This is a genomic window from Terrimonas sp., assembly GCF_003075435.1.
Taxonomy (GTDB): domain Bacteria; phylum Bacteroidota; class Bacteroidia; order Chitinophagales; family Chitinophagaceae; genus Agriterribacter.
In genome coordinates this window covers 92,901-107,915 of sequence record NZ_QCZJ01000019.1, presented here as the reverse complement: position 1 = coordinate 107,915, position 15,015 = coordinate 92,901, and the positions used below count along the sequence as shown (strand labels likewise).

Below are 15,015 nucleotides of genomic sequence, written 5' to 3'. Positions count from 1 at the left end.
AGAAAAGTAATTTCTTCTTCCTGAAATTTTGTTGAATAATTTCCATCTTATTTTTTGCCAGAGAGAGCTTTTGTAAGCAATTTGATTTTTATCCTTACACAATACATATCCGTTCTCTTCTACAAATTCTTGCTGACTTTATTAGCTTAAAGCTCATCTGTTATTAATCAGAAGATTATCACATTAATACTTCTGAAGGGTTTCTATTTTTCATACTAATAAAAATTGCCATGCTGAAAAAGAAAATTAACTATTACGTTAAATGTATCTCAACTATTGTAGTTGCGATGTCTCTGATCGTATGCTGTGCATATGCACAGGATCGGACAATTACCGGTACGGTTACAGATGAAGCCTCATCTGCAGGAATCCCCGGGGTAACAGTGCATGTAAAAGGCACAAGAATTTCCACTCAAACAGATCCTAATGGAAAATTCTCATTGAATGTAAAAAATGGAAAAATACTTGTTTTTTCTTATGTTGGATACCTTGAAAAAGAAGTGGCGATAGGAGGAGGTTCAGAAGTGAATGCATCTCTCGCGATAGATGCAAAGGGTTTAGGAGAGGTTGTGGTTGTAGGCTATGGCAGCCAGACAAAAAGAAATGTAACCGGCGCCGTTCAGAATATTGACGCTAAAGAAATTAAAGATATTCCGGTATCACAGATGACGCAGAAGTTGCAGGGTAAACTTGCGGGTGTACAGATAAACCAAACCACCGGTAAGCCTGGACAAGGTATGTCTGTAAGGATTCGTGGGCAGGTGTCTGTAACTGCGGGTAGTGATCCACTATATGTTGTTGATGGTTTCCCGATTACGGGCAACATTTCCAATTTGAACCCTGATGAAATTGATGATATATCAGTATTGAAAGATGCGGCATCTACTTCATTGTATGGTTCAAGAGCTGCAAACGGTGTTGTGCTCATCACTACAAAAAAAGGAGTGAAAGGCAAAACAACTGTTGGATTAAGTGTGTATGGCGGTATACAGGAAGTGCCTAAAAAAGGGCGCATAAAAATGATGAATGCTGAAGAATTCGCACAGTTTAAAAAGGAATATTACGAAGATGCAGGTCAGCCTGTTCCGGTTGAGTTTCAAAACCCTTCTGAGTACAGAGACAAAAACAATGATTGGTATGATGCTTTATTAAGAAAGGCCCCCATACAAAGCTATAGTCTGTCTATTAATTCCAATACAGATAAATTAAGCACCTCAATTGTTGCCGGCGTATTTAATCAACAGGGCGTTGTATTAAATAACGAATACAAGAGATTTTCTTTCAGGATGAACACAGAATACTCAATTACTGATAATCTGAAGATTGGCTTTAATATTGCCCCGTCTTATGTATTTGATAATACGCCAAGAACAGACGGAGACAGGGGTACAGGGATTTTATTTAATGCATTACACACCTGGCCGGTGATGCCTATCCGTGATGCCAATGGTGAACTCACGTTGTATAACAACTTTCCGGGCAGCACAGGTAATATCTTTAACTATCCCAACTGGGTGAGAGCAGCGGATGAACTGGTAAATGAAACAAAGTATAATTATCTTGTTGGTAATGCTTATATACAATACAAGCCAATAGCAGGGTTAACCCTAAAATCTACGTTTAACGTTGAAAACTTTTCCTCCAAGTTTTTCTTCTTTAATCCATCTACTGCCACAAGCGCAATCAATGTGCCAGTGCCTACTACAGCGGTATCTATCAGGCAAAATATTGAAGGACGTTCTTTATTGAATGAAAATCTTGCCACATATGCCAAAAGTTTTGGTGAGCATAATTTTGAATTACTGGCAGGGTTTACCAATCAAAAATTTTATGCAGAACAAACGCGTATTCAGGCAGATACTTATACTGATGACAGGTTGCCGACACTGCAGGGCGCTATCAATATAAACAGAGGCGGAACGAATAACGCGTATAATGAATGGTCGCTTGTATCATATCTCTCAAGATTAACTTATAACTTCAGAGGTAAATATTTATTAACCGCTGCTATACGTAGCGATGGTTCTTCCCGTTTTGGCAGCGCTAATAAGTGGGGTACATTCCCATCGGCTTCTTTAGGCTGGGTTATTTCAGACGAGAACTTTTTTAACAGTATCAAATCCATAAACTTCGCGAAGCTGCGTGCCAGCTATGGAGTGATTGGTAATAATAATATCGGGAACTATACGCAGTATGCATTGGTGAATAATACCATTAATGCTGTATTTGGCTCTACTGTAGCTACTGGCGCAGCTGTCACTTCTCTTGCTAATCCAAAACTTACATGGGAAACAACCAAGCAATTTGATATAGGGTTAGACCTTGGATTTCTCAACAACAGGATACAATTCATCTATGATTATTACCTGAAAAACACTACCAATCTTTTGTATAGTGTTCAGATTGCACAGGAGTCCGGGTTTACCAATTACAACGATAATATCGGACAGATAAGATTCTGGGGACATGAGTTCGCAATAAATACTATAAATATTGATGCCAATAAATTCCGCTGGACCACCAATGCTAATATTTCTTTCAACCGTAATAAAGTTATTGCGCTTGCTGAAGGGCTTGACAGGGTATACGGCACCTTCCATATCACCCAGGTGGGTAAACCATTCGGGCAGTTTTATGGATTGATTGCAGATGGCGTATATATGAACCAGCAGGATCTTGATAATTCTCCACAGGTGCCCGGACGTTCAAATGTGGGTACCATTAAGTTGCTGGATTTGAATAAAGATGGAAAGATTACCTATGGAGGTGATAATGATGACCGTACCATTATAGGTAGCCCATTTCCTAAATTTATTTATGGTATTACCAATACCATTCAATATGGAAAATTTGATTTTACTATTGTTGGATCTGGTTCATACGGTAATAAATTATTGATCCGCCATTTGTACAGCACTGCAAATCTTGACGGCGTATTTAATATGGTAGAGGAAGCAAAATACCGTTTCAGATCACCTGAAAATCCAGGTAAAGGATTTTTTGGAACTACTGTTGGCGGCGGTAACTATACCGGTATAGAAAGAGACTGGATGAACAGCCGCTTTATTGATGGCGCTTCATTCTTTACGATCAAAAATATTACCCTCGGATATAATGTTGGAATAAAAAGCAAGGCAATTAAATCTGCGAGAATATATGCTTCCATTCAACAGGCATATGTATTTACGAACTACTGGGGTGGTCCTAATCCTGAAACAAGTGCACAGGGAGATGGTAATGGCGATGGAGGTAACCTGAGTCAGGGTGTTGATCTGTCCAACTATCCTGTTCCGCGTACATATACATTGGGACTTAATCTTAATTTCTAGACTGATTGAGTTAAATGGAATTCTTTAAAATTAAACTAAGAGCAATGAAATCGCAGATAGCAATAATCATATTTTCAGCAGCAATATTTGCCGGGTGCAAAAAGTTTTTGGACCTGAAACCAGAAACAGCATTAACATCTGAAACATTTTTTAAAAATGAATCAGATTTTAAACAGGCTGTTAATGCTGCATATGTTCCACTAAGACCAATTTTTAATGACAGGTCATGGGTATTGGGTGAAATGCATTCTGATAACACCTACTATCCCCGTAATATTTTATTTGGCGCGGTAGATGCTACAGAAAATGTGGCAGATTTTGCCATGCCAAATTCCGCCAGTTCGGTTTCAGGCATTACGCTTACTACCAACGGACATGTGTTAAACCAGTACAGGCTGGACTACCAGATCATTGCCCGTACCAACCAGATACTGGCAGCTATTGATGGTGTAGATTTTGATGCTGCGTCAAAATCCAATTTAAAAGGTCAGGCATTATTCTTAAGAGCCTTTGCTTATTTTGAACTGGTACGTTATTTTGGTACTGCTCCGTTACACCTTACTGTTGTAGGAAACAGGTTAGAGGCAGCGGCAGAACTAGCCAGTAAAGAACAATTATATGCGCAGGTAGAAGCCGATGCGAAAGAAGCCGCTAATTTGCTGATGCCTAAATCTTCACAGGAACCGGGCAGGGTAACCTCAGGCAGTGCTAAAATGCTGTTAGGCGATTTATACCTGTGGCAGAAAAAATATCCTGAAGCAGAAACTGTTTTAAAAGAAATTGTAACCAGCGGAGAATATAATCTGATGCCCACTTATGATAAAGCATTTTCAAATACTTCTGACAATAAGAATAATGCAGAATCTGTTTTTGAAGTGCAATACATGGAAGGGGCTGCAGGATATAACGGTAGTCTTATATATAATTTTCTTCCACGACCAATGACAAAAGGAGAGCTGCAGCCTATTACACAAACTTCTAATCCACAGGATCTGTCAGGAGAAGGTAATAATATCCCTACACCAGATATTATTGCGGCATACGAAGCTAATGATCAGAGAAAGGATGCTTCTATAGCTTATGTTACACTTAGCCAGAGCCTGAGAGACAATAAAGTGTATCCTTATATCAAAAAATTTGCGAAACCACATTCAGTGCATGGAAATACCGGTAACAACTGGCCGGTATACAGGTATGCAGAAGTGCTGTTGGCATTGGCAGAAGCGATCAATGAACAAAACAGACCCGGCGATGCAGATGATTACCTGAATTTGGTGCGTAACCGCGCAGGTCTGGCAAACACTTCTGCATCTTCACAAGCAGATATGCGGGAGGCTATTTTTAAAGAAAGAAGAGTAGAGCTGGCATTTGAGAATAAGCGTTGGTTTGATATTGTGAGAACTAACAGGATACAGGAAATTATTGTTCCATACGGAGCCAGGATTAAAGCTAACCCTAAGGACTACTATTTTCCTGATGGGGCTGTACCACCCAATAATGCTTTTACTATTTTAGACCCGTATTACGGGTTACCGGCTGATGAGTCCGCATTATCACCTTATTTCTAATAAAACCTGTTTTCAACTGGGGCTATTAATTTTAAACCCGGCAAAAATCTTCGGATCTTTGCCGGGTTTTTTATCCGGCTATTTTATTGTCCTCTCTTCCATTTGAGTAAAAAGCTTATATAACGCCTTTGTTATTGCACCTGGTCTTCCGTCTCCGATTTTTATTCCATCCATTTCAACTACAGGTAAAATGCGTTTTGTAGTGCTTGTCATAAATACTTCAGCCGCGTTTTTCAGTTCGTGTAAAGGAATATCGGCAGTGGCCGCAGGTAAAATTTCAGGAGCTAAGGCTAAAACTTTTTTGCGGGTAATACCTGCAAGCACATTGTTTGCCGGTGTTAATAATTTCCCTCCGCCATTTACCATAAATATATTTGATCTTGGAAATTCCGTTATGAGATTGTTTTTAACATACAATACATCATCCGCCTGTTTTTCTTTTACCTGCTTTTGCAACCATACTCCCATTACATAATTGATAGATTTAACGGCTGGCAGATCACGCATATATTCATGTGTAATGATTTTTATACCATGTTCTTTTTTTTCTTCTGAAACCGGTATTAAAGGCTGCTGTTGTATAATGAGATTACCCTGGGCTGGTGTGTAACCATCGGGTGAATAGCCGCCGGTTGCTGTTATTCGTATGCCGCTTTCCGGGATGTTATTCTTCCCGATTAAGGCATAGATCACGTTTTTTAATTGCTCCCTGTTAACAGGAAGGGAAATAAACAACGTTTTTGCAGAATTAAAAAACCTGTCAAGGTAATCATCCAGAAACAAAGGTTTATTGTCACGTGTTCTGAAGAAATCAAATACACCATATCCTCTTTGTACGGCAAGATCATTTACATTAACCGCAGCTTTATCTTCTTCTAAAAAATGATCATTAATGTATATCCAACTCATGGCTGATACCTGTTGTATTTTTTCAAAATAGAAATCACCTGCTCTTTGGGCAATGCTTCAACAACATGCCCATTGCGGCCCTTCATTGTTTTAGCAGCGAATAATGAATTGATCACTGCTTCTTCGGTTGCTTCAATAGCAGCAAGAAAAAGTGGAGACATATCATCATTGAATACTGTTGAGGCAGTATATAATTTTTCAGTAGCTGAATGAGGAATACGAACACTATCGGCAGATGAAAAAGCAATTACATAATCTCCGCTGCCATTGCTGGCAATTCCCCCTGTTTTTGCCAACGCCATAAAAGCACGTTTGGCAAGTCTTTCAAGATTGTTTGCGTTAAGCGGGGCATTGGTAGCAACTACAATCATGCAGCTCCCGTCAACGTTGTTATTCAGCTCGTCGTTCAAATAATATTTGCCTAACTCTTTTCCTACAGGAACACCCGCTATTTCAAGTACGCCTCCATAATTGGTTTGTACAAGCACGCCTACGGTATATCCGCCTGAAACTTTGGGCAGTACTCTTGACGCCGTGCCAATACCTCCTTTAAATCCAAAACATACAGTACCGGCCCCCGCGCCTGTATTGCCTTGCTCAACTTCCCCGGTCTTTGCGTCTTTTATAGCATCCAGCACATCATTTTCAGTAACATGTCTTCCTCTTATATCATTCAGGTACCCATCATTGGTTTCGCCCGCAATAATATTTACACTCCAGATATTTGCATTTTCCTTTTGAGACAAAGTGTAAGTAATACCTGCGTTTATGGCAGTAGCTACGCTTAATGTGTTTGTTAAAATGATAGGGCTTTCAATATTACCCAGTTCTTTTACTTGTGTTATCCCTGCAAGTTTTCCAAATCCATTACCAACATAAATTGCCGCAGGCACTTTCTGCTGAAACAGGTTGCCGCTATGAGGAAGTACAACCGTAACGCCTGTTCTGATACTATCAGCCCGGATCAATGTTTTTTGCCCAACCAAAACTCCCTCTACATCAGTAATGGCATTGTATTTTCCCCTGGGTAAAATTCCGGTTTTAACCGGAAAGCGATGCTGAGATACCTGCGCCTGAGTGATAATAACACAACATATAAGTTGAATAAGTATCAATTTTATCTTCATGATAATAAAGTTATAAAGGTATAGTTGTTAGGTTAAAAACCAGGATTGATTTATTAAATGAGGAACGGGTTTCAATTTTATAAGAATTGAAACCCGTTTCAAATATATTCAGAATATCCAGGTAATTATCTTGAAGTTTATGGTTTGTAGTTTAGCGTACCCCTAAACTACAAACCATAAACCCTACACTATCTTATCCCTTCTGTTGATATAAAAATGTGATCAGCGAAGCAAATTCTTCATACGATAGAGAATTGGCTAATCCCGGTGGCATAATGGATGTTTTTAATTCCTCCCTGCTTTTAATATCTTTTGTATTGATGTTATGAACAGCACCTGTAATATCACGAAGGGTGAGCTTGTCTGATGATTCGCCTGTTACAAAACCCATTACACTTTTGCCGTCTTTCGTAGTTATTGCTACAGAAGAAAAGCCTTGTGATATAGAGGCATTCGGTTTAAGAATAGATTCCGCGATTTGTTTGCGGCTCATGATAGAACCAATCTGCCCCATAAAAGGACCTTTCATTACTTCACTTTTACTGAGACTATGACAAGCCGGGCAACCCTGTTGTATAAAAATTCTTTTACCATCGGCAGCATTACCTTGTATCTTATCCATTGCCAGCATCACATCTTCAATAGATGTTTGACCTATTTGCCCTTTTTTGTTTCTTATTTTATTCAAATCAATTTTTGTTTCTTCTGCTTTTTCAAGTTCCTCGTTTCCGCCAAATTCATCAATGCCCATTCTGAATTTTCCGTTCAGGTCAGCATAAAACTCCTTTTGCTTTTTATCCGCCTTCTTCCATTCATTCATCATCAGATTTTTGATGGGATCTGATGATGCCCATGTTTCCGCTTGATAATATGGACCATGATCATCTGGTCTTGTGCTCCACCAGTACGAACCATCATAAGGTGTTTCTTCTTTATACAAGCGTGCAAGTGTAACAAGTATCTGGCTTTTCAAAGAAGCGTCTTCTGTTTTATTATACGCGGCAATTAATCCTTCAACAGCTCCGGGATCGTGCATGTAACGTAAAGCCCATAATGCAATAGTGGAATTATCAGCGCCCACAGCCTTTATGCATGCGTCAACCGCATTGAGTTGTACAAGCGCACGAACAGCAAGATGAGGAAGTATAATATCCGCATTGGGTGTTGCATGCGGGCCTTCTACTCCTTTTGCCGGCGCTGTAAAAGATGCAGGAACCGGTGTCTGTAATAAAGCTTCTGCGGCTTCTGCTTTTCCAAGTCTGCCTAAACCAATGATCGCTGCTGCTTTTACGCGTTGTGATGTATCGCTTAAGGCTTTCATAAATGGCTCAGAAGGGACATCGGCAACAAAAGGTTTTCTGTCTGCCAGTGCACGCAAGGCAAACTCTTTTACTGCCGCATCATTGGTGAGCTCCGTAAGGTTTTTAATTCCGTTTTTGCCTGCAATTTGCGCATAGGTAAAAATGCCTGCAACTCTTGCATATAGCGGAAGCGTTTTATCATCAGCAACTTTCCATGCTGCTGCTGTTGCCTTGTCTCCGCCACGGGCCATTAATTCCTGTTGCGCGGTTTGTCTTGCTACAGCGCCATCTGCTTTTAATAAAGCACCTAATTCATCAATTGATAATTTCTGAATATTCGGAAAAGGTTTGTATGTCCATCCTTTTGGAACAGCCCTGACAACAAAGCCTTTGCTGGAGTCTCCTGTGTATCCTGCGCCATTCCATGCAGCCATATATAATCTTCCTGATCCGTCAACATCCAGGTCTGTAATTTGTGCAAGCTGAATAAAATCTTCTTCTTGCTGTGTAAAGCTCGGACCTGATGGTGTTACGCGATGTAAATACAATTCATTTCTTCCCCAATCTGCCATCATCGGCACATTATTATATTTTGCAGGCCAATTGGGGTCATCCATAAACAAAGAACCCGTGCCTGATCCTCCGCCAAGATCTACCAATCCCGGCAGAATTTCTTCTGTAAAATGTTTGAATAATAACGGATATCCATACTCGCCGGATTGTATATGATGGCTGAAACGTATATTCCATCCTTTACCATCATTGGTATTATCGCGGGTGAAAATATTCATATAAGGATCAATGGCAACATCATAAATATTCCTGGTGCCATGCGTGTATATTTCCATTTCTGTGCCATCCGGCCGAACCCGAACAATACCGCCGCCAAGCATGGTAAGCTTTTTGCCGGTTCTGTCAACAGCTTCGTGAAAACCAAAATCACCAACAGCAATATATATCCAGCCGTCAATGCCCATGCGGATACCGTTTGTTGCATGGTCTGTTCCGCGGCTTCTGATAAAGTTTACATTGCTGATATGTTCTACAATAGGTTTGGGAGGACCATCAGCAAGCCCGTCATGATCTTTATCTTCAAACAAAACCAGGTCCATTCCTGATGCCAGGCTATCTGTAAATACAGTGTGCAATACATATAATTTATCTCCCAAAGAAATGATACCTCTTGGGTTATCAACCTTTGCGTATTCAGTATGGCTGTCTACAATGCCATCATTATTGCAATCAACCAGCTTAATAATGCGTCCCCTGCCCGGTGCTTTTCCCAAAGAGCCCATCATATCTACTCCAACATATACTTCGCCTGAAGGTGCGGTAGTTATACAAGCGGGACTCGGCGTTAAATCCGGCCCGGCAAAGCCAATAATATCAAGGTCTTTTGGCCAATTTGATTTTGTAGCAAGCGAATCAATTGAAAGCAAAGCCTTGTCTCTTTCTTTTGGTTCACAATCAGGAACATTGTTACAGGCTGAAAGAAAAGCGGCTGCCAGTAAAGCGTAAATAAAATTTCTGGTCATAAGCGACAATAATTAAAGGGCGTTAAAATAGTGAATTATATGCAATTTGAAGAGATTTCAAATTAATAGGTGTATTTCAGGTTTTCTCAATGTATTATTCCCCCGCAGATGAAATGCTGCCGGCAATCAGAAATCGCAAATCCTCCTTAGGTATGACCACAGAGATATGTTCAGCAATAGTTCAATTGTTCAGTATTAGTACTATTGTTCAATTTGTATTTTCCGGCTTGTCATTCCGATGCAGGAGGAATCTATGTTTTAACGATGGGAAAAATTCCAGATGAGGAAATCTGTTATCCTCTTTTTCGTCATTGCGCGTCGCACAATCAAACTTGTAATATTAACCTGTTGCGCGGCAAAGCAATCCGGGTTTTTATATGAGATTGTTTCGCCCGCCATAAAATGCTTTCAATTCAACCTTCATACAGGCGGGCTCACGATGATGCGAAAATGTTTTGATTGCATGAGGGTGCAGGATAGTTGTGCTGTTTAGTGTTAATAGATTTGATTTATTGGAATTTTAAAAATCCCTAACGACAAATTGCTTGTAATGAAAGCCGATTTTAAAATTATCTCCTTTGCTAAAATTATCTTTTTCGTGTATACTGCACCGTTGCAGGCGCAAACAGTTGTACCGCTGGACAGGGTGGAGAAAATGAGCTATATAGAAAACGGGTTTATAAAACTGGGCATTGATCTTAATCTTGGAGGCGCTATCACATATTTATCTGATAAAGTAAAGGATGAGAACATCATCAATAACTGGGATTGGGGCAGGCAGGTGCAAATGTCCTTTTACAGCGGGCCGGTGCCCTTTGAGCCGGATGGTAAAAAAGCACATAAAGCCTGGACATTTATTGGCTGGAATCCCATTCAGTCAGGCGATGTTGCGGGTAATAAATCCAAAGTGCTTGCACATAAAAATACGGGTATATCATTGTATGTAAAATGTATACCCATGCATTGGCCTTTGGACAATGTGCCGGGAGAATGTACTTATGAATGCTGGATAACGTTAGACGGCAATGCTGTACGTGTAAAGAGTCGTATTGTAAACAATCGCCCTGATAAACAGCAATACGCTGCAAGAGGACAAGAGTTGCCTGCGGTTTATACCAACGCGCCATGGCACAGGCTGATCACCTACAGAGGCGATAAACCTTTTGCCAATGATACGCTGAGTTTAATTGCAAATCATAATTCACCAAAGTCATCTACTATACAATGGGCAAACTGGCAGGCAACAGAAAGCTGGGCTGCTAATGTAGATGATAAGGATTGGGGACTGGGTGTGTGGAATGAAAGCGTGCAGATATTCTCAGGGGGATATTATGGTGACAGCAGCTTTGAAGGCGGCAGCAAAAATATACCAACCGCATATATAGCGCCCAATAGTATTGATATACTTGACTATAATATTACCTATGATTATAACTATACATTAATAGTTGGGGATATTAAGCAGATACGCGAATATGTATATGCACACCATCACACATCATTACCGGCATACCATTTTAATGATAGCCGCTTGCAATGGTATTACCAGGGCACTACCGATAAGGGATGGCCGATTAAAAATGGGTTAGATATTATATTGAAGAAAGATGCAGTGATGATTGGCCCGGTAACATTGTGGAAGGCGGAAGATGCGCCGGTACTGATGTTTACTGCCACATACCCCGCCGGCTCACACTCCATTAAAATATACTGGAAGCCTTTCGGAAAAGATTTTGCAGAAGCGTGCAGTACGGAGTTTGATTTTCGATCAGACGGAAAGCAACATACTTACAACATTCCATTACATCAGTCTGCACAATACAAGGGCAATCTAAAACAGCTAAAAATTATTATAGCAACAAAGCAGTTAAGCACAAATAATAATTCAGCCCTGATCCATAGTATCGTTCTTGGTAAATAAAATCAACATTTAATATTTACAAAAGCGCATGATAAAATTTGTAAACATTACAGCATGTATTGCGGCCATATTATCAACAATAATATGTGTTGATTCCCAGGCACAACAGGTGTATTACAACGATGGGCGACCATCCGCATCGCTTCGCATGCCCTGTAAAGATGAAGGTATAGTGATGCAGTATGGTGATGGTAAAGACAGTTGTGATACCTATGGTGCAAGAGAAGCTGTAGTGAATAAAGAAGGCGACACCTATTACCTGTTTTATGATGGCGCAGGTAAAGATGGATGGATATCGTGCCTGGCAGAAAGTAAAGACTTGCGCAAATGGACAAAAAAAGGAACTGTTTTATCGCTGGGAGATGCTGCCCGGAACGATTATAAAAGTGCATCTTCTCCCTGGGTAATAAAGGAAGGAAATGAGTGGCATATGTTTTATATAGGCACACCTAATACAACGCCGCCGCCTTATCGCATACCTGCATTTCCTTATCTTACTATGAAAGCGAAATCAAATTCTCTGCGCGGCCCCTGGATAAAACAATATGATGTTACACCGCTGCCGCCAAAAGAAAACAGTTATTATACCGTTACTTCAAGTCCTGGTTTTATAGTGAGACATAATAACGAATATATTATGTTTTTCAGCGCTGCAACCCATGATAATAATATTACCAAACGTACATTAGGTATAGCACGAACGAAAGACCTCAACAGTTCGTGGAAGATCAATGATCAGCCCATCTTTCCGTTAGATGAACAGATAGAAAATTCATCTGTATATTATGAACCTGCTAATAAAACATGGTTTTTGTTTACCAATCATATAGGCATTGATGAAAAATATGGAGAGTATACCGATGCCATCTGGGTATACTGGTCGAAAGATATATACAACTGGAACAGGGATAATAAAGCGGTTGTGCTTGATAGTTCAAATTCAGTTTGGGCAAAAGGAGCGATAGGTATGCCTGCAGTTATTAAAGCAGGTAATAAACTGGCATTGCTATATGATGCAGGTGAAGGTGAAGATTTCGGTCACATGTTCAGAAGTATAGGATTGGCGTGGATGAATTTACCATTGAAAGTGCCTGTTAGAAAAAGTAAATAATACATGATGGGATAATGATAAACCTGGTGGATGAATGATGGTAGCGGTAAGTACAGGATGGTTATATAAATAAGGTCTGCTAAATTAGCTCCTGAATTAACGATGCTTAATATAATATTATGCTTGCTCATAATATCCATACTGAAACTGAACTGATTGATTTATTGAATGAAGGTAATAAAGATGCCTTCTCTGCGATATATGAACTTCATGCATCTTCTTTAATCAACTTTGCTGCTTCCCGTTTATCTTCTTTTGAAGAAGCCCGTGATATTATTCATGATGTTTTTGTGAATATATGGGATAACAGGGCAACGCTCCGGATTACCAGCTCACTTAAAGCATATTTATTTGCTGCAGTGCGTTACCGCATAATTGATCATATAAGAAAAAATGCCAACCGCAAAGAATACGCGGCCATGATAGAACAACTCTCCGGTATGCTGGTAGTTGATGAAGAATCCGGAATACTCACAAAAGACCTGCAGCATACACTTGAATATACCATAGAAGATCTGCCTTCGCGGACAAAAGAAATTTACAGGCTGAGCCGCAACCACCATCTCCCTGTAAAAGAAATTGCCTTTAAACTTGGTTTATCTGAGCAAACAGTAAAAAATCAACTTTCAGCGGCACTTCATCACCTTCGACATTCATGGAAGAAACTTGCTGTGATCATGCTGTTTTTTTTCCATTAGAATCCTTTTTATTTTTTTTAACACCTGTAGTACTATCCCGTTTTTCAAACGACTACCTATAGTATTGTATACCAGGATGGGTGCAAAACAACGAGCAAATAATGACAGATCCTCAAATTATTCAGGAATTACTAAAGCGCTATAACGAAGGAACTGCAACGGCTGCAGAACAGGAGATTGTGGAACAATGGCTGGAGGAAAATAAGATAGCGCATAATGAGTGGATGCAAATGGATGGTGAGCGACGTGAAAACCTGGTAAAAGAAATACAATCAGATCTTTTACATTATATCACAGAAAGGGAAAATGCGTATAAAGGTTCGGTATACCCCTGGTACAGGCGGTTTTATTTTCACCTTGCCGCCGCATCAGTATTGATTTTATTTGCCGTTGCCGGCTGGTACTATGCCAACAAAGAGCAGAACAAGCCTGAAATGGTTAAAACCGAAAAAGAAATCAGGCCCCGGGAGGTTATGCCCGGCACTAATAAAGCGGTATTAACACTTGCAGATGGCGGCACGGTTGAGTTGAACGATGCTGCTAACGGAGTGCTGGCAAGCCAGGGAAATACAGAGATACGCAAACAAGGCAGCGAACTGGTGTATGATCAGCAAAACAATGCGGCTATAAAAATCCCTGCTTTTAATATGCTCACAACACCAAGAAGCGGCCAGTATAATCTTGTGTTACCTGATGGTACACGTGTTTGGTTAAATGCGGCTTCTTCAATAAAATATCCTGTTGCTTTTACGGCAGATAGCAGAACTGTTGAAGTGAAAGGTGAAGTATATTTTGAAGTGGCACAGCTAAACAAAGGAGGAAAAAAGATTCCATTCAGGGTAAAAGTATTTGGGGAAAATGGAGAAGCGAAAGGATTGGTTGAAGTGATGGGTACGCATTTTAATATAAATGCCTATAGCGAAGAATCAACCGTAAATACCACATTGCTGGAAGGCAGGGTTAAAGTTAGCACTGCTGCTCACCCTGATGAAAATGTGGTATTGAATGTTGCACAACAGGCCCGCATCAGTAATAGCAAAGGCTCAATTAAAGTATTGGATAACGTAAATATTGAAGAAGTGGTAGCATGGAAAAACGGGCTTTTTATGATGAAGAAAGCGGATATCCCGGTGGTGCTGCGGCAATTGGCGAGATGGTATGATGTGGAAATTGTTTATTCCAATGGAATGCCGGCGGGAAAGATTACAGGTGATATTCCAAGAAATATGCCGCTTGCGGAAGTTTTAAAAGTGATGCAATTGAGCGGTGTAAAATGTAAAACAGAAAACAGGAAAATAATTGTAGAATAAAAAAATAATAAATATAGTTTTTAAACAGGACGGTTAATTAAAAAGGGAACTCCGTGGGGGCGGAATTCCCGTAATCAGGTTAAACGTCATGATAATAATCCGGACTGATCATTTCATTAATTAAACCCAACAAACAAATCTATGCAATTGATTGCTTATTGCAAAGCGTCGCCGGGTTGCTTGCCGCGGCGCAAGTTCTTAAACTC

General features: G+C 40.0%; 9 protein-coding genes. 6 read left to right on the top strand and 3 right to left on the bottom strand.

Annotated elements, in window-relative coordinates; translation table 11 throughout:
* The first annotated feature begins 230 nt into the window (after positions 1-230).
* Positions 231-3,329, top strand: coding sequence for a SusC/RagA family TonB-linked outer membrane protein (locus tag DC498_RS18630; RefSeq protein ID WP_116875661.1), 3,099 nt, complete (start codon positions 231-233; stop codon positions 3,327-3,329).
* Positions 3,330-3,373: 44 nt separating this feature from the next.
* Positions 3,374-4,897, top strand: a complete 1,524-nt coding sequence (locus DC498_RS18625) for a RagB/SusD family nutrient uptake outer membrane protein (RefSeq protein WP_116875676.1) — start codon at positions 3,374-3,376, stop codon at positions 4,895-4,897.
* 78 nt (positions 4,898-4,975) lie between these two features.
* Here the strand turns inward: DC498_RS18625 and DC498_RS18620 are convergent, their stop codons facing one another.
* The 3 genes from DC498_RS18620 to DC498_RS18610 all read right to left on the bottom strand — a co-directional run bounded on the left by DC498_RS18620 (position 4,976) and on the right by DC498_RS18610 (position 9,769).
* Positions 4,976-5,806, bottom strand: a complete 831-nt coding sequence (locus DC498_RS18620) for an aminotransferase class IV (protein WP_116875660.1) — start codon at positions 5,804-5,806, stop codon at positions 4,976-4,978.
* Entirely contained in the window at positions 5,803-6,933 is a 1,131-nt protein-coding gene (locus DC498_RS18615; RefSeq protein WP_116875659.1) for a DmpA family aminopeptidase, read from the bottom strand. The genes DC498_RS18620 and DC498_RS18615 overlap by 4 nt, the downstream gene beginning before the upstream one ends.
* Positions 6,934-7,126: 193 nt before the next feature.
* Positions 7,127-9,769, bottom strand: a complete 2,643-nt coding sequence (locus DC498_RS18610) for a DUF7133 domain-containing protein (RefSeq protein WP_116875658.1) — start codon at positions 9,767-9,769, stop codon at positions 7,127-7,129.
* 550 nt (positions 9,770-10,319) lie between these two features.
* Between DC498_RS18610 and DC498_RS18605 the strand changes: the two genes are divergently transcribed.
* From DC498_RS18605 to DC498_RS18590, 4 genes are all read left to right on the top strand, one after another.
* The gene (locus DC498_RS18605; protein WP_116875657.1) at positions 10,320-11,690 is read left to right on the top strand and encodes a hypothetical protein; all 1,371 of its coding nucleotides are present in this window, start codon (positions 10,320-10,322) and stop codon (positions 11,688-11,690) included.
* 28 nt (positions 11,691-11,718) lie between these two features.
* Complete coding sequence (locus tag DC498_RS18600; protein ID WP_116875656.1) at positions 11,719-12,801, top strand: hypothetical protein; 1,083 nt, start codon at positions 11,719-11,721, stop codon at positions 12,799-12,801.
* A gap of 119 nt (positions 12,802-12,920) precedes the next feature.
* The gene (locus DC498_RS18595; RefSeq protein ID WP_116875655.1) at positions 12,921-13,499 is read left to right on the top strand and encodes an RNA polymerase sigma factor; all 579 of its coding nucleotides are present in this window, start codon (positions 12,921-12,923) and stop codon (positions 13,497-13,499) included.
* 101 nt (positions 13,500-13,600) lie between these two features.
* Positions 13,601-14,809, top strand: coding sequence for a FecR family protein (locus DC498_RS18590; protein WP_116875654.1), 1,209 nt, complete (start codon positions 13,601-13,603; stop codon positions 14,807-14,809).
* Positions 14,810-15,015 lie beyond the last annotated feature (206 nt).